Here is an 18,533-nt window from a genome sequence, read left to right on the forward strand (position 1 = left end):
GCGTGCGACGGCCGGGGCCCGAACGGGCCCCGGCCGTCGCACGCGTCTAGCGCGGCAGCGGGATGCCGTGATCGTCGGCCAGGCGGCGCAGGTCCTCGATCTCGGCGGTGAGGGTGTCGGCGAGGTAGTCGTCGCCGGTGCTACGGGCCTCGCGGAGGCCCTTGTAAGCCTGGTCGAGGCGGCGTTCGATCGTGGTGGTGAACTCGCCCATCTCACCTACTCTCTCAGGGGTTGATCTGTGCTGGGGCGTAATGAGCCCATTGCCAGCTGATGTCCGGGCAATGGGTGTCCCGACGGCATACCCCGGCTTGTCGCCCTCTGAAACATGAAATTCCGTGCCCCTTCCCCAGGCCACCCCTGGACATGCCTTACCGTGCGCTTATCGAGCCTGTAGGCAGAATGAGGCACCAGAACCGGAAAGAGGTGTACCAGGCGTGCGAGTGCTGGTTGTAGAGGATGAGCGGGTGCTCGCCGACGCGATCGCGACCGGACTGCGGCGCGAGGCCATGGCGGTCGACGTGGCCTACGACGGCGGCGGCGCCCTTGAGCGCACCTCCTACATCGACTACGACGTGATCGTGCTCGACCGCGACCTGCCGGTCGTGCACGGCGACGAGGTGTGCCGCAGGCTGGTCGAGCAGCGCTCGGCCTCGCGGATCCTCATGCTGACCGCCTCCGGCGACGTGGACGACAAGGTGGAGGGGCTTGGTCTCGGGGCCGACGACTACCTGGCCAAGCCGTTCGTGTTCATCGAGCTGGTGGCCCGCGTACGCGCGCTCGGCCGGCGTTCGGCGCCCGCCCTGCCGCCCGTGCTGGAGCGGGCCGGGATCCGCCTCGACCCGGGCAAGCGGCTGGTCGAGCGCGACGGCAAGGAGGTCGTGCTGACCAAGAAGGAGTTCGCGGTCCTGGAGGAGCTGATGCGCGCCGAGGGCGCGGTGGTCAGCCAGGAGGACCTGCTGGACAAGGCATGGGACGAGAACATCGACCCGTTCACGAACGTGGTCAGGGTGACCATGATGACGCTGCGGAAGAAGCTGGGCGAGCCTCAGGTGATCGAGACCGTGCCCGGAGTTGGGTACAAGTTGTGACGGACAGGCCAGAGCGCGGGGCGGGGCCGACGCATCCGATGATCAGCCCCCATTCGGCCAGGAAGGCGACGCGCGTGCAGGAGGCGCCACCACCGAGCGGGCCGCCCGCCTGGGACGGCCCGCCACCGCCCGGCTCCGAGACGCCCGTCCTCAGCCCTCTGGATCGTGTCAAAGGGCTGCCCGCCAAGGTCAGCATCCGGTGGCGGCTCACGCTCACCTACAGCGCCCTGGTGTTCGCCGCCGCGGCCGTGTTGTTGTTCGTCGTCTACTCGATCGTCGGCAGGGCCATCGAGGGAGCCTGGCCGGACCTGATCACCGACGACCTCGACCCCCTCGACGCCGCCATCATGCAGAACCGGTGGACCCAGGCCAAGGGCCGGGCCATCAACAGCGCGCGGGACGCGCTGTTCAGCAGCTCGTACATGGCGCTGGCCGGGGTAGGCATCCTCGCGCTCATCATCGGTTACTTCGTGGCCGACCGCGCGCTGCGGCCGGTCGCCCAGATGACCAGCGCCGCGCGCAAGCTCTCGGAGAGCACGCTCGCCCACCAGCGCATCGCCCTGCACGGCCCCAACGACGAGCTGAAGGAGCTGGCCGACACTTTCGACGCCATGCTCACCCGGCTCAACGTCGCCTTCGACACCCAGCGGAGATTCGTGGCCAACGCCTCCCACGAATTGCGTACTCCGTTGACGATTAACCGGACCGTCCTGGAGATCGCGTTGTCGGATCCCGAGGCGTCCGAGGACCTCAAAGCGCTCGGCCGCACGTTGCTGGAAGTCAACGCGCGTAACGAGAAGCTCATCGAGGGGCTGTTGTTGCTCGCCAGGAGCGAACGCGAACTCGCGGTGCGCAAACCGCTCGACGTTCAGGAAGTCGCTCAGACGGCCGTGGAACAGGTCGCGCCCTTCGCCGCCGAACACGGGGTGAGCGTTGTCGCCGAACTGGTCAGCGCGCCTACCGTGGGCGACCCGGTGCTCCTGGAGCGGTCGGTCAGCAACCTGCTGGAGAACGCCGTGAAGTACAACCTTCCCGAAAACGGAAAAGTCTGGATCCAAACGGGAATGGCGGACGGGGGGCTGGTTGTTCAGGTGGCCAACACGGGGCAGCACGTCCCGGCGTACGAGGTGAACAGCCTGTTCGAGCCGTTCAGGAGGCTCCACGCCGACCGCGTGGAATCGGCCAAGGGATCGGGTCTCGGGCTGTCCATCGTCCGTGCGGTGGTCCAGGCACACGGGGGAAATGTGACCGCTGTGCCGCGGGATGGCGGAGGACTTGTGGTGACCATTCGGCTTCCGAGGCGTTGACCGAGCTGCCATGAGACGGCCAAGGGGCGCCCGCGGGTGGCGTTCCGGCGTGTTCGTCCGCGTGTTGATGTAGTGGGGGCGTCTCGTTCTCGCCGCACATGTGGTTGGATGTGCCGTCGAACACGGTGGCGCATGACGCCAAGGCTGTGGGTTTCGCCATATTTGGCTAACCATTGCCGACGGCAGCAGGCCCTGACGTGTTGGGAGGTTCGTTGTTCGTTCCCGCCGGGTACCGATGGAAAATCTCCCCGACGGAACGGGCACAAGACGGGTCTCCCGGACGTTAGAAGACGCGCGATGAGCGCGAAGACATATAGATGAGGGGGATGGAGTAAGCACAATGGCTACCGACTACGACAGCCCGCGTAAGACAGACGACGACCTGGGGGAGGACAGCCTCCAAGAGCTCCAGGCGCGGCGTACCGACAAGTCGTCCGGCAGCATCGACATCGACGAGACCGACCTCGCCGAGTCGCTGGAGCTTCCCGGTGCGGATCTGTCGAACGAAGAGCTCTCCCTGCGGGTGATTCCCCGCCAGGCCGACGAGTTCACCTGCTCGCGCTGCTTCCTGGTGCACCACCGCAGCCAGCTGGCCTCCGAGAAGAACGGCCAGCAGGTCTGCCGGGAGTGCGCCGCCTGACCGCTGGGGCGAAGGAGCTCAGGGTGAGGGACCGAAGGAACCGAGCCTGCCTACCCTGAGCGGTCGCGACCAAGACGGACGGAGGCATCGCGTGGCCGAGAAGGACAACCAGCAAACTGACAACGGGATCGCCGACCCCGACAAGGAGGTCGGCGAGCTCGTTGGCAGGCTCACCCAGCCAGGTGAGCTCGAGCCGGCCGAGCGGCGCAGGCTGCTCGGCCGACTAGCCAGATCCCTGTCGACGGGAGCGAAGAGGGCTCGCGAGACCGGCGTCGGCCGCGGCCGCTGGCTGGCCGACGTCTTCCTCACCATCGCGCCCCGCATCCCCATCCGCGACCTCCACACCCTGTCCGAGCATCATCACGGCCTGACCGGCGAGCAACTCGCCGACGACCTGGTGCGCACCGCGCAGAAGGCCACGATGACGGTCGGCGCCATCGGCGGAGCACTCGCGGCGGCCGAGTTCGCCGCACCACCCCTCCTGCTCTCCGCCCCCGCGCAGCTCGTCGCGGAGACCATCGTCGTCGCCGCCATCGAGGTCAAGCTGCTGGCCGAGCTGCACGAGGTCTACGGCGTCCGCGTCCAGGGCACCGGCACTCAGCGGGCCGTCGCCTTCACCGCCGCCTGGGCCAGGCAGCGCGGGATCGACCCCCTCGCCCCCGCGTCCGTCTCCCTCGCGCTCGGCGCGGCGACCAAGACCGCCCTGCGCAACCGCCTCATGCGTACGCTCGGGCGTCATCTGACCACGTTCGGCCCGTTCCTCACGGGAGCCGTCGCCGGCGGCGCGCTCAACCGCGTCGCGACCGGGAAGCTCGGCCAGGCCATCCGCGCCGACCTGCGCGTCAAGGGCCCGTCGTTGCCGTCGTCCGACTCCCCCGACGAACTGAGCCCGTAGCCCGCGCCGACGGGTGGCCCGAGGGGCCGTGCCGTCAGTCGTGCCGCCGGTCCACCACGCGCTTGAGCTTGCCGACCGACCGCTCCAGCGTCTCGGGATCCACCACCTCGACCTCGACGCTCACGCCGACGTTCGCCTTGACCGCGTGGCGCAGCTCGCGGCCCGCCTCCTCCCGGCCGCCCGCGCCGGGCCGCGCCTCGACCCTGACGGTGAGCACGTCGAGCCGGTCAGGGCGGGTCAGGTGGAGCTGGAAGTGCGGGGACAGGGCGGGCACACGCAGCACCAGCTCCTCGATCTGGGTCGGGAAGACGTTCACGCCGCGCAGGATGATCATGTCGTCGGTACGGCCCGTCACCTTCTCCATCCGCCGGAAGGCGGGCCTGGCCGTACCGGGCAGCAGCCTGGTCAGGTCGCGGGTGCGGTAGCGCACGACGGGCATGGCCTCCTTGGTGAGGCTGGTGAACACCAGCTCGCCGCCCTCGGGCGCCGGCTGCCCGGTGAACGGGTCGACGGTCTCGGGGTAGAAGTGGTCCTCCCAGACGTGCAGGCCGTCCTTGGTCTCGACGCACTCGTTGGCCACGCCGGGGCCCATCACCTCGGACAGGCCGTAGATGTCGACCGCGTGCAGGTCGAAGCGTTCCTCGATCTCGGCGCGCATGCGTTCGGTCCAGGGTTCGGCGCCGAAGATGCCGATCTCCAGCGAGCTCTCGCGCGGGTCCAGGCCCTGGGCGGCGAACTCGTCCAGCAGCGCCAGCAGGTACGACGGCGTGACCATGATGACCCGGGGCCGGAAGTCGGTGATGAGCTGGACCTGCCGGGCCGTCATGCCGCCGGAGACCGGTACGACGGTGCAGCCCAGCCGCTCGGCCCCGTAGTGGGCGCCGAGGCCGCCGGTGAACAGGCCGTAGCCGTAGGCCACGTGCACCACGTCGCCGGGACGGCCGCCCGACGCGCGGATCGAGCGGGCCATCACCTGCGCCCAGACGTCGAGGTCGCCCTGCGTGTACCCGACGACCGTGGGCCGGCCCGTGGTGCCCGAGGAGGCGTGGATGCGCGCCACCCGCTCGCGCGGCACCGCGAACATCCCGAACGGGTACGACTCGCGCAGGTCCTCCTTGGTGGTGAACGGGAAGAGCGCGAGGTCGTCCAGGCTCCGGCAGTCGGCGGGGTGGACCCCGTGCTCGTCGAACTTGCGCCGGTAGAGCGGGACGTTGTCGTAGGCGTGGGACAGCGTCCACCGCAGGCGCTCCAGCTGGAGGGCCATCAGCTCGTCCCTGGACACACGCTCGACCGGGTCGAGCTCCTCGGGGGACGGTGGCGGGAAGGGCCTCATCTCAGCTCCCTGCTGCGCCCGCGGAACTCCGCGACCACCCGGCCGCCGGCCCCGCGTACGGTGATGTCGTAGATGCCGCTGCGGCCGTACCGGGTGCGCTCGGCCGCCTCGGCCACCAGCACGTCGCCCTCGTGGGCGGGGGCGACGAAGGTGATCTCGGCCCCGGCCGCCACGGTCACCGGGCCCTGGGTGTTGCACGCGCAGGCGAAGGTGGTGTCGGCCAGCAGGAAGACGTAGCCGCCGTGGCAGAGGGAGTGTCCGTTGATCATCTGCGGGGTCACGGTCATGCGGCACACCGCGCGGCCGTCGGCCAGCTCCACCAGCTCGATGCCCAGGGCGGCCGAGGCGGTGTCGGCGTCCATCATGCGCCGCGCGCTGTCCACACAGGTCTCCCTTGCTTACTGACCGAATGTTCGGTAAACACTTCACCGTCCTGCCGAGCACTGTCAAGGGAGGACGCGCGTGCGCAGCTGGAAGAGCCGTTTGTGGGGTATGTCCTGGTTTGGTGGCGGGATGGACCTCGGCGCGTGAGGAGGAGCGATGATCAAGCCGTTCGCCTCGTCGGCGGATCTCGGTGAGAAACGGCAGTCCCTGGAGGTGCTGGCCGAAGGCGTCTACGCGCTCACCGCGGAGGGCGACCCCAACGTCGGCGCGATCGAGGGCGAGGACTTCCTGGTCTGCTTCGAGGCGCTGGCCACCCCCGCAGCCGCCCGCGACTGGCTGGCCCGCCTGCGCGAGCACACCGGCAAACCCGTCCGCTACCTCGTGCTCTCGCACTACCACGCGGTCAGGGTGCTGGGCGCCTCGGCGTTCGGCGCGGACGTCATCGTGACCCACGACAAGACCCGCGAGCTGATCGCCGAGCGCGGCGAGCAGGACTGGGCCAGCGAGTACGCCCGGATGCCCCGCCTGTTCAAGGACCCCGGCTCGATCCCCGGCCTGACCTGGCCCACGGCCACCTTCAGCGACACCTTCACCATCGACCTGGGCGGCGGCAGGGGCGACCTGGTGCTGGCCCACTGCGGACGCGGCCACACCGAGGGCGACCTGGTGGCCTGGCTGCCCGAGCGGCGGATCATGTTCGCCGGAGACCTGGTGGAGTCGCAGGCCGCGCTCTACACCGGCGACGCCTTCCACCGCGAATGGGCGACGGGCACGCTCGACCGCGTCGCCTCGTTCGGGGCCGAGACACTGATCGGCGGCAGGGGAGCGGTGGCCCACGGCAAGGCCGGGGTCGAGGCGGCCATCGCCCAGAGCCGCGACTTCCTCACCGTGATGTTGCGCGAGGTCGGCGCGTCGAGCGGGCTGAAGGAGGCGTTCGAACGCGTCCATCGGGCCCTGCGGCCGCGCTACGGCGGCTGGCCCATCTTCGAGCACTGCCTGCCCTTCAACGTCTCCCGCCTCTGGGACGAGCTCCACGGCGTCGAACGACCGCGCATCTGGACCGCCGAACGCGACCGCGAAGTCTGGGACGAGCTCCAGTCATGAGACCGGAGGAGTCCGGGCCGCAGGTCATCGTGGTCGGCGCGGGCCCGGTCGGGCAGACCGCCGCGCTGCTGCTGGCCCGCTGGGGCATCCGGACCCTGGTGCTCGACCGGCGGCCGGCCCGCGACGGCGGCGGCTCGAAGTCGATCTGCCAGCAGCGCGACGTGCTGGACATCTGGGCCGCGGCGGGCGCCGGGCGGGTGGCGGAGGAGGGGCTGGCCTGGACCACCGCCCGCACGTACTTCCGCGAGCGCGAGCTGTTCTCCTGGTCCTTCGACGGCCAGGGCCCGCTGCCGCCGTGCGTGAACATCTCCCAGGCCCGTACCGAGCAGTTGCTCGACGAGGTCATCGCCGACCAGCCGCTGATCGAGGTGCGCTGGCACCACGAGGTCACCGGGCTGGTGCAGGACCCCGCGGGGGTGGAGGTCCAGTGCGGTCAACGGCTGCTGCGCGCCCCCTACGTGCTGGTCTGCGCCGGTGCGCGGGCCCAGCAGGTACGCCGGTCGATCGGCGTCTCCTTCGACGGCGAGGCGTTCGAGGACCAGTTCCTGATCTGCGACATCAAGGCCGACCTGCCCGGCTGGGAGAACGAGCGGCGCTTCTACTTCGACCCCGCCTGGAACCCGGGTCGCCAGGTCCTCATCCATCCCTGCCCGAACGGGACGTACCGGATCGACTGGCAGATCGCGCCGGACTTCATCCCAACAGAAGCCGATATTTCGCGAAATATCAGGCAAATTGTGGGGGATCGGGCGTATGAGGTGATCTGGCATAGCACCTACCGGTTCCACTCGCGGATCGCCTCGCGGATGCGGGTCGGGCGGGTGTTGCTGGCCGGCGACTGCGCCCATCTGGTGGCGCCCTTCGGGGCCCGGGGGCTCAACTCCGGCGTGCCCGACGCCGAGAACGCGGCCTGGAAGCTGGCTTTCACGCTCAACGGCTGGGCCGGGCCGGAGCTGCTGGAGTCGTACCACGCCGAGCGGCACGCGGCGGCGCGGGAGAACCTGGAGGTCACCGGCGCCACCATGCGCTTCCTCGCGCCCAGGACCGACCGGGACCGGGCCCGGCGGCGGGAGGTGCTGGAGGGCGGGCTGGTCGCCGAGGTGGACTCGGGCCGCTTCGCCGAGCCCTTCTGGTACGTGGACTCGCCGCTCACCACGCCCGAGCCGGAACGTCCGTTCAAGGGCCGGCCGCCGAAGGGCGCGCTGTGCGAACCGGCCCCCGGCGTGATCCTTCCGGACGTGCCGTTGGCGAAGGGACGGCTGCGGGAGATCTGCCGGGATGGTTTCCTCGTTCTTTTGGGTGATATGTGCGATTCGAGTTTGTTTGTGCAGGTCTTGGGCAAGGTCATTACGGCACCGCTCGCCGTCCGCGAGCTCACGGAGATGGATGCGACCGGCTCGCTCGCCGAAAGACTCGGTGCGCGGCCGGACGAAGCATGGGTGATCAGGCCAGATGCCCACATCGCCGCGATCATTCCCCACGCGGGGCCGGACGCTGTCGCGGCTGCCGTGAGCCGCGCCTGCGGCTCTCCACCACCTGAGCCGTAGGAGGACTGCGTGACCGGCCGTAGCTCGTTTCTGATCGTCGCGAACCGCTTGCCGGTCGATCGCGCGATCGGGCCAGACGGAACGGCCTCGTGGCGCAGGAGCCCGGGAGGGCTCGTGACGGCCATCGCGCCCGTGATGAAGCGCCGCCACGGCGCCTGGGCCGGTTGGCACGGGGCTCCGGACGAGCAGCTTGAGCCGTTCGAGCAGGACGGCATGAGCCTCATCCCGATCCCGCTGTCCGCCCGGGAGGTCGAGCTCTACTACGAGGGTTTCTCCAACGCCACGCTCTGGCCGCTCTACCACGACGTGGTGGCGCCGCCGGTGTTCGAACGGGAGATGTGGGAGACCTACCGATCGGTCAACGAGCGCTTCGCCGCGGCCGCGGCCGAGGCCGCCGAGGAGGGGGCCGTCGTCTGGGTGCAGGACTACCAGCTCCAGCTCGTGCCCGCGATGCTCCGCCGGCTCCGGCCCGACCTGCGGATCGGGTTCTTCCTGCACATCCCGTTCCCGCCGGTCGAGCTGTTCTGGCGGCTGCCCTGGCGCAGGGAGCTGGTCGAGGGACTGCTCGGCGCCGACCTCGTCGGCTTCCAGCTGCCCGGCGGCGCCTCGAACTTCCGCAGGCTGTGCCGGCGGCTGCTCGGGCTGCCGTACAAGGGGAACGAGATCTTCCTCGACGACCGGGTGGTGACCACGCAGGCGTTCCCGATCTCGGTGGACTTCGGGCAGCTCGACTCACTCGTACGCGAGCCGCAGGTCGTCGCGCGGGCCAAGGAGATCAGGGCCGAGCTGGGCGACCCCGAGCACGTGCTGCTCGGCGTGGACCGGCTCGACTACACCAAGGGCATCGGGCAGCGCCTGGAGGCGTTCGGCGAGCTGCTCAAGGACGGCAGCCTGCGCCCGAACGAGGCGGTCTTCGTACAGATCGCCACCCCGAGCCGCGAGCGTGTGGACGAGTACCGCAAGCTGCGCGACGACATCGAGCTCCAGGTGGGCCGGATCAACGGCGAGCACGCCCAGATCGGCGTGCAGCCGATCCAGTACTTCCACCAGTCCTACGGCCACGACGAGCTGGCCGCGCTCTACCTGGCGGCTGACGTCATGGTCGTCACGCCCCTGCGCGACGGCATGAACCTGGTGGCCAAGGAGTACGTCTCCTGCCACCACGACCTGCAAGGGGCGCTGGTGCTGAGCGAGTTCACCGGGTCCGCCGACGAGCTGCGGCAGGCGTACCTGGTCAACCCGTACGACATCGAGGACGTCAAGCGGCAGATGATCGCCGCCATGCGGGCCACGCCGCACGAGCTGGCCCGGCGGATGCGCACGATGCGCCGCCGGGTGGCCACCTACGACGTGGACCGCTGGGCGAGTGAGTTCCTCAGTGCCCTTGAGACACCTGCTTCACAGACTTCCACGCGTCGTAGCGCTTCTTGGCGGTCCGGTTGACCACGATCTGCGCCACGGACATCCCGACGCCGGTGAGGATCGCGTAACCGATCGCCTCACCCATGCTGACCTCGGGCGAGTCGTCGTCGAGGGGCGGCTCCTTGCCGGTCGCCTTGACCCAGACGAACCCGAGCAGCTTTCTCATCCCCCAAGCGGTCGCCATGCCCACCAGACCGCCGATGACCCGCCAGGCGATGTCGGGCTTGTCCTCCGCCATGCCGAACTCCCTTCCCCTATGTAACGAACACTAGTCTCTAACGCTTGCCGGGCCCCCGAAGCCGTACCATAAGGAGGCATGACTCAACAGCGACTACGCCATGCATCCATGCCGGAAAAACCCGCACTTGACGGCTTGGAGCAGGTATGGGTAGCTCGCTGGCAGGAGCAGGGCACCTACCGTTTCGACCGGTCCAGGCCGCGCGAGCAGGTCTACTCGATCGACACGCCGCCGCCGACCGTGTCCGGTTCGCTCCACGTCGGTCATGTCTTCTCCTTCACCCACACCGACATCATGGCCCGTTATCAGCGGATGATCGGCAAGTCGGTGTTCTACCCCATCGGCTGGGACGACAACGGCCTGCCCACCGAACGACGGGTGCAGAACGTCTACGGGGTGCGCTGCGATCCGTCGCTGCCGTACGATCCCGACTTCGTTCCACCGGACAAGCCGGGCAAACGTGAGATCTCCGTTTCCCGGCGCAACTTCGTCGAGCTGTGCCACCAGCTCACCGCCATCGACGAGAAGGCGTTCGAGGAGGTCTGGCGGCGGGTCGGCCTGTCGGTCGACTGGGACCTGCTCTACACCACGATCAGCGACGAGTCGCGCGCGGTGTCGCAGCGGGCGTTCCTGCGCAACCTGGGCAGGGGCGAGGCCTACCTCGCCGAGGCCCCCACGCTGTGGGACGTCACCTACCGCACCGCCGTGGCCCAGGCCGAGCTGGAGGACCGCGAGTGGCCCGGCGCCTTCCACCGGATCTCCTTCTACGGCGAGCGCGGGCCGGTCTGGATCGAGACGACCAGGCCCGAGCTGATCCCGGCCTGCGTCGCGCTGGTCGCCCACCCCGACGACGAGCGCTACAAGCCGCTGTTCGGCACGTCGGCGCTGACGCCGCTGTTCGGCGTCGAGGTGCCGATCCTGGCCCACCACCTGGCCGAGCCCGACAAGGGGTCCGGCATCGCGATGATCTGTACGTTCGGTGACATCACCGACGTCACCTGGTGGCGCGAGCTGCACCTGCCCACCCGGCCGGTCATCGGCTGGGACGGCCGGATGTTGCCCGAGCCGCCCGACGGCGTGGAGCCCGAGCCGTACAAGGAGCTGGCCGGGAAGACCGTCCACAGCGCCCGCGAGCGCATCGTGGAGCTGCTGCGCGAGTCCGGCGACCTCGACGGTGACCCGCGCCCGGTGCAGCGCGCGGTGAAGTTCTACGAGCGCGGCGACAAGCCGCTGGAGATCGTCACCACCCGCCAGTGGTACATCCGCAACGGCGGGCGCGACCAGGCGCTGCGCGCCCGGCTGCTGGAGCGCGGCAGCGAGCTGCGCTGGCACCCGCCGCACATGCGGGTGCGCTACGACAACTGGGTCGAGGGCCTGACCAGCGACTGGCTGATCTCGCGCCAGCGGTTCTTCGGCGTGCCGTTCCCGGTGTGGTACCCGCTGGACGAGAGCGGTCACCCGGTCCACGACGCGCCGATCCTGCCGGCCGAGGACTCGTTGCCGATCGACCCGTCCTCCGACGTGCCGCCCGGCTACACCGAGGAGCAGCGGGGCGTGCCCGGCGGCTTCATGGCCGACCCCGACGTCATGGACACCTGGGCGACCTCGTCGCTGACCCCGCAGATCGCGGGCCGCTGGGAGACCGACGACGACCTCTACCGGCGCGTGTCCCCCTACGACCTGCGCCCGCAGGCGCACGAGATCATCCGTACCTGGTTGTTCTCGACGGTGGTGCGCTCCCACCTGGAGTCCGGCGAGCTGCCGTGGAGCGACGTGGCGATCTCCGGCTGGATCCTCGACCCCGACCGCAAGAAGATGTCCAAGTCCAAGGGCAACGTGGTCACCCCGCTCGACCTGCTGGAGCAGCACGGCTCCGACGCGGTCCGCTACTGGGCCGCCAACGGCCGCTACGGCGTGGACACCACCTTCGACGTGGGCCAGCTCAAGATCGGCCGGCGGCTGGCGATCAAGATCCTGAACGCCTCGAAGTTCGTGCTCGGGCTGGCCGGCAGCGAGGGCGAGGTCACCGAGCCCGTCGACCTGTCGATGCTGGCCGCCCTGTCCGACATGGCGCGCGAGGCCACGCAGGCGTACGAGTCCTACGACCACACCAGGGCGCTGGAGGCCGTCGAACGCTTCTTCTGGTCCTTCTGCGACGACTACCTGGAGCTGGTCAAGGCGCGGGCGTACGAGTCCGGTCCGGCCGCCGCCTCGGCGCACGCCGCGCTGCGGCAGGCGCTCGACACGCTGCTGAGGCTGTTCGCGCCGGTGTTGCCGTTCGTGACCGAAGAGGTGTGGTCGTGGTGGCGCGAGGGCTCGGTGCACCGCGCGGCCTGGCCGGCGACCGAGCGCGGCGCGGGTGACCCGGCGGTGCTGGCCGTGGCCTCCGAGGTGCTGCGCCAGGTGCGCAAGGCCAAGTCCGAGGCCAAGCTGTCGATGCGGGCCGAGGTGTCCAGGCTCACGGTCTCGGGGCCGGAGGCCGGCCTCGTCCGGCAGGCCCAGGACGACCTGTGCGCGGCGGGCAACGTCGAGGAGTTCGTCCTGCACGGCGGCGACGTGCTGACGGTCGAGGTGCACCTGGGCTGAGTCCCGGGCCCCGGGCGGACGGCGAGGCACGAGGAGTGCGCCTCGCCGTCCGTCCATCGGGCTCTGAGCAGGCCCGTCGCACACCCGCGCGGTTATCGGCGCGCATCACCGGCGCGGACGTGCCAGTCTTGAACACGTGCAGATCGACCGCCCCACCACACTCGTACCGCCCGTGCTGGCCAAGATGGCCGCCTGGTGCGGATGCCTGATCCTCGTCGGCGTGGTCGTCTACTTCTTCGTCCAGGCGATCGCCAGGCTCACCTTCGTGGCGCTGCCCGTGGCGATCGCGCTGCTGCTGACCGCGCTGCTGTTCCCGCTGACCAAGAGCCTGCGCAAGGCGGGCCTGCGGCCCATCTACGCCACCTGGATCACCATGCTGGTCGCGCTGGCCGTGCTCGCCGGCACCGGCTGGCTGGTCGGGGCGCGGGCCAGCGAGGAGTTCCCCAACCTGGTCACGCAGGTGCAGGCCACCGCGCGATCGGTCCAGGAGTGGCTGATCACCGGCCCGCTCCACCTCAAACAGGCCCAGATCACCGGGTACGTCGACGAGATCGCCACGATGGTCAACGCCCAGCGCACCGCCATCACCGGCACGGTGTTGTCGGCCAGCGCCGTGGCGGTCGAGGTGCTCGCGTCCATCGTGTTGCTCCTGTTCGTGACGTTCTTCCTGCTCAAGGACGGCGACCGGATCTGGGGATGGTTCCTGCGCGCCTTCGGCTCGATGTCGCCGCGCGTCGACCGGGCCGGGCGGGCGGCCTGGACCACGTTGTCCCATTACGTCCAGGGCACCGTGGCTGTGGCGGCCGTGCACGGCCTGATCATGGGCATCGTGCTGGCCGGCATGGGGGTGCCGCTGTGGGCGCCGCTGGCCGTGCTGATCTTCTTCGCCAGCTTCATCCCCATCGTCGGCATCTTCTTCGCCGGCACCGTGGCCACCCTCGTCACCCTGGGCGCCAAGGGCCTGGTCTACGCGCTGATCTTCCTGGGGATCCTGATCGTCGAGCAGCAGCTGGAGAACCATGTGCTCCAGCCGCTGATCGTGGGACGGGCGCTCAACTTCCACCCGCTGGCGATCATCCTGGTGCTGTCCGTGGGCGGCATCCTGGCGGGCATCGCCGGGGCGGCCGTGGCCGTTCCGGTGGCGGCGGTGATCTACCGGGCGCTGCCGGAGTTGCGGCACCAACCGCCCGCACTACCGCCGCCGCCCGAACACCCCCCGCCCGCGGGGGAACCGCCGTCCGGGGAGCCGCCGACCGCCGGGAGGTCGCCGTCCGGGGAGCCGCTGTCCGGGCGGGGCGAGGCGTCGGGGGGCGAGGCCGTGGGGCAGGGCATGTGGTCCCGTTCCGGTGTCGAGGGCGAGCCGGGGGGCGGCAGAGAGTAACCTCGTCACCCGTGACGCGTTCCTCCCTCACCACACCGCCGCCGGACGCCTCGGCGCCCGCGGCCCATCCCGCCGCCCCGGCGGCGGGCAGTTCCCTCGGCGCCCACTACAGCCGCTGCTTCGGCTGCGGCGACGACCACCCGACCGGCCTGCACCTGAAGGCGGCCACGCCCGACGGCGTCACGGTCGAGGCCGAGTTCACCGTGGGGGAGGCCCACCAGGGCGCGCCGATGCTCGCCCACGGCGGTGTGCTGGCCGCCGCGATGGACGAAGTCATCGGAATGTCCGTCTACCTGTTCCACAAGCCGTACGTGACGGCACGGCTGGAGACCGACTACCTCCTCCCCGTTCCCGTGGGCACGACACTCCACCTGCGCGCCTGGTGCAACGGGATCACGGGCAGGAAGGCGTACCTTGAGGCTGAGGGGCGCGTCGGCGCTCCCGACGGGCCGGTCGCCGTCCGCGCGGCAGCGCTGTTCATCGAGGTGGGCATGGAACACTTCGCAAAGCACGGCGATCTCGCGGCCATCGCCGCCGAACACCAGGACTTCGAGGTGAACCCTTGAGCGACGTGGAGGTCCTCATCCAGCGGCTCGACACCGGGCTGCCGGTGCCGTCGTACGCCCACCCGGGCGACGCCGGCGCCGATCTCTACGCGGCCGAGGACGTCGAGCTGCTGCCGGGCGAGCGGGCCGTGGTCGGCACCGGCGTGGCGATCGCGCTGCCCGACGGCTACGCGGCGTTCGTGCACCCGCGCTCCGGCCTGGCGGCCCGCCACGGCGTCACGCTCGTCAACGCCCCCGGCACGGTCGACGCCGGCTACCGGGGCGAGATCAAAGTGACGTTGATCAACACCGACGCCAAGGAGCCGTTCCGCCTCCGGCGGGGCGACCGGGTGGCCCAGCTCGTCGTCCAGCGGGTCGAGCGCGCGGCCTTCCACGAGGTCGAACGCCTGCCCGGTTCGATGCGCGGCGCCAACGGATTCGGATCGACGGGCCGCTGAAGCAGCCGGCCCGAAGCAAGCCAGCCAGGGGTCACGGCCCCCGCGAACAGGGAGAGTGAGGAACGTGTTCCGACGTCGTCGTCGTGAGCAGCCGGAAGCGGTGGCCGATCAGGAGCCCGCGGCCCCCACCCACGAGTCCGGCCCGTGGGACGCCGACGAGCCCCATCCTGACACCGACAGGATCGACCTCGGCGGCCTGCGGCTGCCGCACAACCCCGACTTCGACGTACGGCTGGCCTCGCTCGGCGACCAGCACGTCGGCGTCGTCGTCCTGTACGAGGACAGCTCCCTGCAGCTCCAGGCCCTGGCCGCGCCGCGCACGGCCGGCCTGTGGGACGAGGTCAAGACCAAGATCATGGCGCAGGCCAAGACCCTTGAGGAGCGGCAGGGCCCGTTCGGCACCGAGCTGGCCGGCGAGGTCAACATCGACGGCGACGTCAGGGCGGCCCGCTACATCGGCGTCGACGGCCCGCGCTGGTTCCTCCTGGCGGCCATCACCGGCCCCGGCGCCCTCGACGAGCGCGTCTCCGGGGCGTTCATCGACTTCGTCAAGGACGTCGTGGTCGTACGCGGTGACGAGCCGATGGCCCGCGAGGAGCCCATCACGCTGAGCCGTCCGCACGAGCGGCAGGCCGCCGGCGAGCCGGACGAACGCCCGGCGTTCAGCCCCTTCAAACGCGGCCCGGAGATCAGCGAGACCCGCTGACTCACCGGCGTCCGGGGCCTCAGGCACAGGTCGCGGGGCGTCCGGTCAGCCATCGTTCGACCGCGGCGCTCATCCTGCCGCCCGCCTCCAGCGCCGCCGCCTTGGCCGCGGCGGGGTTGGTGTGGGCGGCCTGGCCGAGGATCACGCCGAGCACGAGGTGACACCGTACGCGGGAGGCCCACATCAGGTTGCCGCCCGCGGCGGTGCCCGAGCCGGTCTTGATGCCGATCACGCCGTGCCTGTTCAGCAGGGTGTTGGTGTTGGGCAGCCGGCTGGCCTCGCCCGGGACCGACGTGTCCGTCTGGGCCACCACCTCGCGCAGCACCGGGTCGCGCATCGCCTCCCTGGCCAGTTTGAGCTGGTCGGCGGCGGTGCTGACGGTGCTGTCCTCGTTGCCGCTGGCGCCCGTGTACGTGCTGCCCGACATGCCGAGGCGGCGCGCGGCGTCGTTCATCCGCGTCACGAAGCGTTCCTGGGAGCCGGAGTCCCAGCGGGCCAGGAGGCGGGCCACGTTGTTGCCCGACGGCACCATCATCAGCTCCAGCAGCCGCCGCAGCCGTACGGTCCGGCCCTCCCTGAGCGGCACGGTGGACTCCAGCCGCGAGTAGGACTCCTCGGCGGCCATGCGGTCCACCGTGATCGGGGGGCCCTCGTCGCCCGGTCGCAGTGGGTGGCGGCGCAGGATCACGTAGGCGGTCATCACCTTCGTCACGCTGGCGATCGGCACCGGGGCGGGATCGCCGCTGACGCCCAGGCTGCCGACGTCCTCGACCTCGACCGCCGCCTGCCCCTCGGCGGGCCACGGCAGGGGCACGCCCCCGGAGGCGGACGGGACGGTCGCACAGCCCGACAGAACGCTCACCAGCAGCAGAAGCATGAAAGAACGTCGCATACCGGACACGATCGGCTACCGACATGTCCGCCCGGCCGTGGCCGCGTATCCGCCCGCGCTCGGCCGCGTATCAGCCGTGCATCAGCCGGCGCGTCCGTCCGCGCTCGGCCGGCTGTCAGCCCGCCGGGAGGCGCAGCGTTGCGACGGCGCCGCCGTCCGGGGCGTTGGACAGGGTCAGCTCGGCGCCGATGACCCGGGCCTGGCCCAGCGCGATCGTCAGCCCCAGCCCATGGCCGTGCCCCCGCTCGGCCGCCCCCGTACGGAACCGCTTCGGCCCCTCGGCCAGCAACTCCGGCGGGAACCCGGGCCCCCGGTCGCGGACCTCGATCAGCCGGTCCCCGACCGTGATCTCCACCGGCTGCGCGCCGTGCCGATGGGCGTTCAGCACCAGGTTGGCCAGGACGCGGTCCAGGCGGCGGGGGTCGGTCTCGGCCACCGGGGTCCCCGCCGCCAGCACCCGGGCCGTCACCCCCACCCGGGCGGCCGACTCCGCGGCCAGGTCGGCCAGCGGCACCCGTACGCGCTCGGCGACCTCGGCGCCCGCGTCCAGCCGGGACACCTCCAGCAGGTCCTCCACCAGCGTGCGCAGCACCCGCACCCGGTCGCGTACCAGATCGGCGGTCTCGCCCTCCTCCAGCAGCTCGGCGACGGCGACCAGGCCCATCAGCGGGGTCCGCAGGTCGTGGGCGACGTCGGCGGTGAAACGCTGCTCGGCCAGCAGCCGGTGTTGCAGGCTCGCGGCCATGGAGTCCACGGCGGCGGAGATCCCGGCGATCTCGTCCCGGCCGCGCGCGCCGATGCGGGCCGCCAGGTCGCCGCCGGCGATCCGGCGGGCGGTACGGGCGACCCGCCGCAGCCGCCGGTTGGGCAGCTCGGCCGCCAGCACCGACACGGGCACGACCCCGGCCAGGGCGAGCAGCCCGGCCTTGGCCATGTTCCGGTCCAGCGCGTAGAGGCCGCGCAGCTCCGAGCCCATCGAGATCTGTGTGCTCACCGCCTGCGTGCCGTCGTCCCCGTACGGTTGCACCGCCCACACCCAGGGCTCGTCCCGGTGGTCGAGGCCGTACCAGACGACCCGCTCGCCGGGCCGCAGCTGCGCGGCCAGGGCGTCGGGGAGCTCCTCGACGCTCACCACGTCGGCGGGCCCACCGGCGACGGCCAGCGACTTCTCGATGGCCGCCACCGCCCGCGCCTCGCCGATGGCCAGTGACCGCTGCCAGGTCGCCCGGTGCACCAGGAGCCCCACCACGGCGGCGACGACGGTCGAGGCGAGCGTGACCAGGGCGGCGATCTTCCAGCGCAGCGAGGACGGGTTCATGTGACGGCCAGCTTGTAGCCGAACCCGCGTACCGTCTCGATGCGCTCGACGCCGATCTTCCTGCGCAGCCGCTGGACGCACAGATCGACCACGCGGCTGTCACCGTCCCATCCGTAGTCCCACACGTTGCGCAGCAGCGTGGCGCGTTCCAGCACGATGCCGGGATGGGCGGCGAACTCCAGCAACAACCGCAGCTCGGTCGGCGACAGCTCGACGCGCCGCCCGGCCCGCCGCACCTCCAGCGCGCCGGTGTCGACGCTCAGCTCGCCGAACTCCAGCACGGCCTGCGTGGGCCCCGGCTCGGCCCCGGCGGGCGGCCGCGCGAACGTGGCCCGGCGCAGCAGCGACCGGATCCTGGCCACCAGCACCGGCAGGTCGACCGGTTTGACCACGTAGTCGTCGGCGCCGCCCTCCAGCCCGGCGACCACGTCCAGCCCGTCGCCGCGGGCCGACATCATGAGGATCGGCACCTGGCTGGTCTCCCTGATCCGGCGGCACACGCTGATGCCGTCCAGGCCGGGCAGCATCACGTCCAGCAGCAGCAGGTCGTGATCCCCGGTACGGGCGGCCTCCAGCCCGTCGAGCCCGTCGGCGGCCGTGGTCATCCGGTAGCCGTACCGTTCCAGGGCCTTGCCCAGCGACGTACGGATCACCGCGTCGTCCTCGACGAGCAGGAGGGATGTCATGAA

The 18,533-nt window shown here is 70.8% G+C and carries 19 protein-coding genes; 12 read left to right on the forward strand and 7 right to left on the reverse strand.

Going from position 1 to position 18,533, the window contains the following annotated elements; all coding sequences use genetic code 11:
• Positions 1-46: 46 nt before the first annotated feature.
• Positions 47-211 (reverse strand): hypothetical protein, encoded by a 165-nt coding sequence (locus IEZ27_RS04585; protein WP_185845215.1) that lies wholly within the window; start codon positions 209-211, stop codon positions 47-49.
• Positions 212-434: 223 nt separating this feature from the next.
• On the opposite strand from IEZ27_RS04585, the gene IEZ27_RS04590 reads away from it, so the two are divergent.
• The 4 genes from IEZ27_RS04590 (at position 435) to IEZ27_RS04605 (ending at position 3,930) form a co-directional block, all read left to right on the forward strand.
• Positions 435-1,088, forward strand: coding sequence for a response regulator transcription factor (locus tag IEZ27_RS04590; protein WP_125646423.1), 654 nt, complete (start codon positions 435-437; stop codon positions 1,086-1,088).
• Positions 1,089-1,126: 38 nt separating this feature from the next.
• Positions 1,127-2,395, forward strand: a complete 1,269-nt coding sequence (locus IEZ27_RS04595) for a sensor histidine kinase (RefSeq protein WP_125646495.1) — start codon at positions 1,127-1,129, stop codon at positions 2,393-2,395.
• Between the two features lie 340 nt (positions 2,396-2,735).
• On the forward strand, positions 2,736-3,035 hold the full coding sequence (locus IEZ27_RS04600) for a DUF4193 domain-containing protein (RefSeq protein WP_020542847.1): 300 nt from the start codon (positions 2,736-2,738) through the stop codon (positions 3,033-3,035).
• A gap of 91 nt (positions 3,036-3,126) precedes the next feature.
• Positions 3,127-3,930: a hypothetical protein gene (locus IEZ27_RS04605; protein WP_229823256.1), complete on the forward strand. Its 804-nt coding sequence runs from the start codon at positions 3,127-3,129 to the stop codon at positions 3,928-3,930.
• Positions 3,931-3,964: 34 nt separating this feature from the next.
• Here the strand turns inward: IEZ27_RS04605 and paaK are convergent, their stop codons facing one another.
• Complete coding sequence (gene paaK, locus IEZ27_RS04610; protein WP_189646072.1) at positions 3,965-5,263, reverse strand: phenylacetate--CoA ligase PaaK; 1,299 nt, start codon at positions 5,261-5,263, stop codon at positions 3,965-3,967.
• Entirely contained in the window at positions 5,260-5,628 is a 369-nt protein-coding gene (paaI, locus tag IEZ27_RS04615) for a hydroxyphenylacetyl-CoA thioesterase PaaI (protein WP_125646491.1), read from the reverse strand. Before paaI ends, paaK begins: the two co-directional genes overlap by 4 nt.
• A gap of 175 nt (positions 5,629-5,803) precedes the next feature.
• Here paaI and IEZ27_RS04620 point away from each other — a divergent pair, with 175 nt between their 5' ends.
• The 3 genes from IEZ27_RS04620 to IEZ27_RS04630 are packed head-to-tail and all read left to right on the forward strand — an operon-like array spanning position 5,804 to position 9,741.
• A complete protein-coding gene (locus tag IEZ27_RS04620) occupies positions 5,804-6,751 on the forward strand; it encodes an MBL fold metallo-hydrolase (RefSeq protein WP_189646073.1) in 948 nt (315 codons plus the stop codon).
• Positions 6,748-8,298, forward strand: a complete 1,551-nt coding sequence (locus tag IEZ27_RS04625) for an FAD-dependent monooxygenase (RefSeq protein ID WP_189646074.1) — start codon at positions 6,748-6,750, stop codon at positions 8,296-8,298. The genes IEZ27_RS04620 and IEZ27_RS04625 overlap by 4 nt, the downstream gene beginning before the upstream one ends.
• A 9-nt stretch (positions 8,299-8,307) precedes the next feature.
• Positions 8,308-9,741, forward strand: a complete 1,434-nt coding sequence (locus IEZ27_RS04630; protein ID WP_189646075.1) for an alpha,alpha-trehalose-phosphate synthase (UDP-forming) — start codon at positions 8,308-8,310, stop codon at positions 9,739-9,741.
• Here the strand turns inward: IEZ27_RS04630 and IEZ27_RS04635 are convergent.
• Positions 9,674-9,958 carry a DUF4235 domain-containing protein gene (locus tag IEZ27_RS04635; RefSeq protein ID WP_125646414.1) on the reverse strand — a complete coding sequence of 95 codons (285 nt, stop codon included), beginning with the start codon at positions 9,956-9,958 and terminating at the stop codon, positions 9,674-9,676. The two genes, IEZ27_RS04630 and IEZ27_RS04635, sit on opposite strands and share 68 nt — an antisense overlap.
• 78 nt (positions 9,959-10,036) lie before the next feature.
• Between IEZ27_RS04635 and valS the strand changes: the two genes are divergently transcribed.
• The 5 genes from valS to IEZ27_RS04660 all read left to right on the forward strand — a co-directional run bounded on the left by valS (position 10,037) and on the right by IEZ27_RS04660 (position 15,634).
• Positions 10,037-12,544, forward strand: coding sequence for a valine--tRNA ligase (valS, locus tag IEZ27_RS04640; RefSeq protein ID WP_379478596.1), 2,508 nt, complete (start codon positions 10,037-10,039; stop codon positions 12,542-12,544).
• A gap of 136 nt (positions 12,545-12,680) precedes the next feature.
• Complete coding sequence (locus IEZ27_RS04645; RefSeq protein ID WP_189646077.1) at positions 12,681-13,925, forward strand: AI-2E family transporter; 1,245 nt, start codon at positions 12,681-12,683, stop codon at positions 13,923-13,925.
• An 11-nt stretch (positions 13,926-13,936) separates the two neighbouring features.
• Positions 13,937-14,491 (forward strand): PaaI family thioesterase, encoded by a 555-nt coding sequence (locus IEZ27_RS04650; RefSeq protein WP_125646408.1) that lies wholly within the window; start codon positions 13,937-13,939, stop codon positions 14,489-14,491.
• Complete coding sequence (gene dut, locus IEZ27_RS04655; RefSeq protein WP_189646078.1) at positions 14,488-14,928, forward strand: dUTP diphosphatase; 441 nt, start codon at positions 14,488-14,490, stop codon at positions 14,926-14,928. Before IEZ27_RS04650 ends, dut begins: the two co-directional genes overlap by 4 nt.
• 64 nt (positions 14,929-14,992) lie before the next feature.
• Positions 14,993-15,634 (forward strand): DUF3710 domain-containing protein, encoded by a 642-nt coding sequence (locus IEZ27_RS04660; RefSeq protein WP_229823258.1) that lies wholly within the window; start codon positions 14,993-14,995, stop codon positions 15,632-15,634.
• Positions 15,635-15,653: 19 nt separating this feature from the next.
• Here the strand turns inward: IEZ27_RS04660 and IEZ27_RS04665 are convergent, their stop codons facing one another.
• The 3 genes from IEZ27_RS04665 to cseB all read right to left on the reverse strand — a co-directional run bounded on the left by IEZ27_RS04665 (position 15,654) and on the right by cseB (position 18,530).
• Positions 15,654-16,526 (reverse strand): D-alanyl-D-alanine carboxypeptidase family protein, encoded by an 873-nt coding sequence (locus IEZ27_RS04665; RefSeq protein WP_189646079.1) that lies wholly within the window; start codon positions 16,524-16,526, stop codon positions 15,654-15,656.
• 115 nt (positions 16,527-16,641) lie between these two features.
• Positions 16,642-17,844 carry a sensor histidine kinase gene (locus IEZ27_RS04670; protein ID WP_189646080.1) on the reverse strand — a complete coding sequence of 401 codons (1,203 nt, stop codon included), beginning with the start codon at positions 17,842-17,844 and terminating at the stop codon, positions 16,642-16,644.
• Entirely contained in the window at positions 17,841-18,530 is a 690-nt protein-coding gene (cseB, locus tag IEZ27_RS04675; RefSeq protein WP_189646081.1) for a two-component system response regulator CseB, read from the reverse strand. Before cseB ends, IEZ27_RS04670 begins: the two co-directional genes overlap by 4 nt.
• Positions 18,531-18,533 lie beyond the last annotated feature (3 nt).

Origin of the sequence: Nonomuraea spiralis, from assembly GCF_014648435.1 — a bacterium.
Classification (GTDB): Bacteria; Actinomycetota; Actinomycetes; order Streptosporangiales; family Streptosporangiaceae; genus Nonomuraea; species Nonomuraea spiralis.

Coding starts and splice junctions, on each gene's coding strand:
- IEZ27_RS04585 (WP_185845215.1), bottom strand. CDS start 211: ATGGGCGAGTTCACCACCACGATCGAACGCCGCCTCGACCAGGCTTAC.
- IEZ27_RS04595 (WP_125646495.1), top strand. CDS start 1,127: ATGATCAGCCCCCATTCGGCCAGGAAGGCGACGCGCGTGCAGGAGGCG.
- IEZ27_RS04600 (WP_020542847.1), top strand. CDS start 2,736: ATGGCTACCGACTACGACAGCCCGCGTAAGACAGACGACGACCTGGGG.
- paaK (WP_189646072.1), bottom strand. CDS start 5,263: ATGAGGCCCTTCCCGCCACCGTCCCCCGAGGAGCTCGACCCGGTCGAG.
- paaI (WP_125646491.1), bottom strand. CDS start 5,628: ATGATGGACGCCGACACCGCCTCGGCCGCCCTGGGCATCGAGCTGGTG.
- IEZ27_RS04620 (WP_189646073.1), top strand. CDS start 5,804: ATGATCAAGCCGTTCGCCTCGTCGGCGGATCTCGGTGAGAAACGGCAG.
- IEZ27_RS04625 (WP_189646074.1), top strand. CDS start 6,748: ATGAGACCGGAGGAGTCCGGGCCGCAGGTCATCGTGGTCGGCGCGGGC.
- IEZ27_RS04635 (WP_125646414.1), bottom strand. CDS start 9,958: ATGGCGGAGGACAAGCCCGACATCGCCTGGCGGGTCATCGGCGGTCTG.
- valS (WP_379478596.1), top strand. CDS start 10,037: ATGACTCAACAGCGACTACGCCATGCATCCATGCCGGAAAAACCCGCA.
- IEZ27_RS04665 (WP_189646079.1), bottom strand. CDS start 16,526: ATGCGACGTTCTTTCATGCTTCTGCTGCTGGTGAGCGTTCTGTCGGGC.
- IEZ27_RS04670 (WP_189646080.1), bottom strand. CDS start 17,844: ATGAACCCGTCCTCGCTGCGCTGGAAGATCGCCGCCCTGGTCACGCTC.
- cseB (WP_189646081.1), bottom strand. CDS start 18,530: ATGACATCCCTCCTGCTCGTCGAGGACGACGCGGTGATCCGTACGTCG.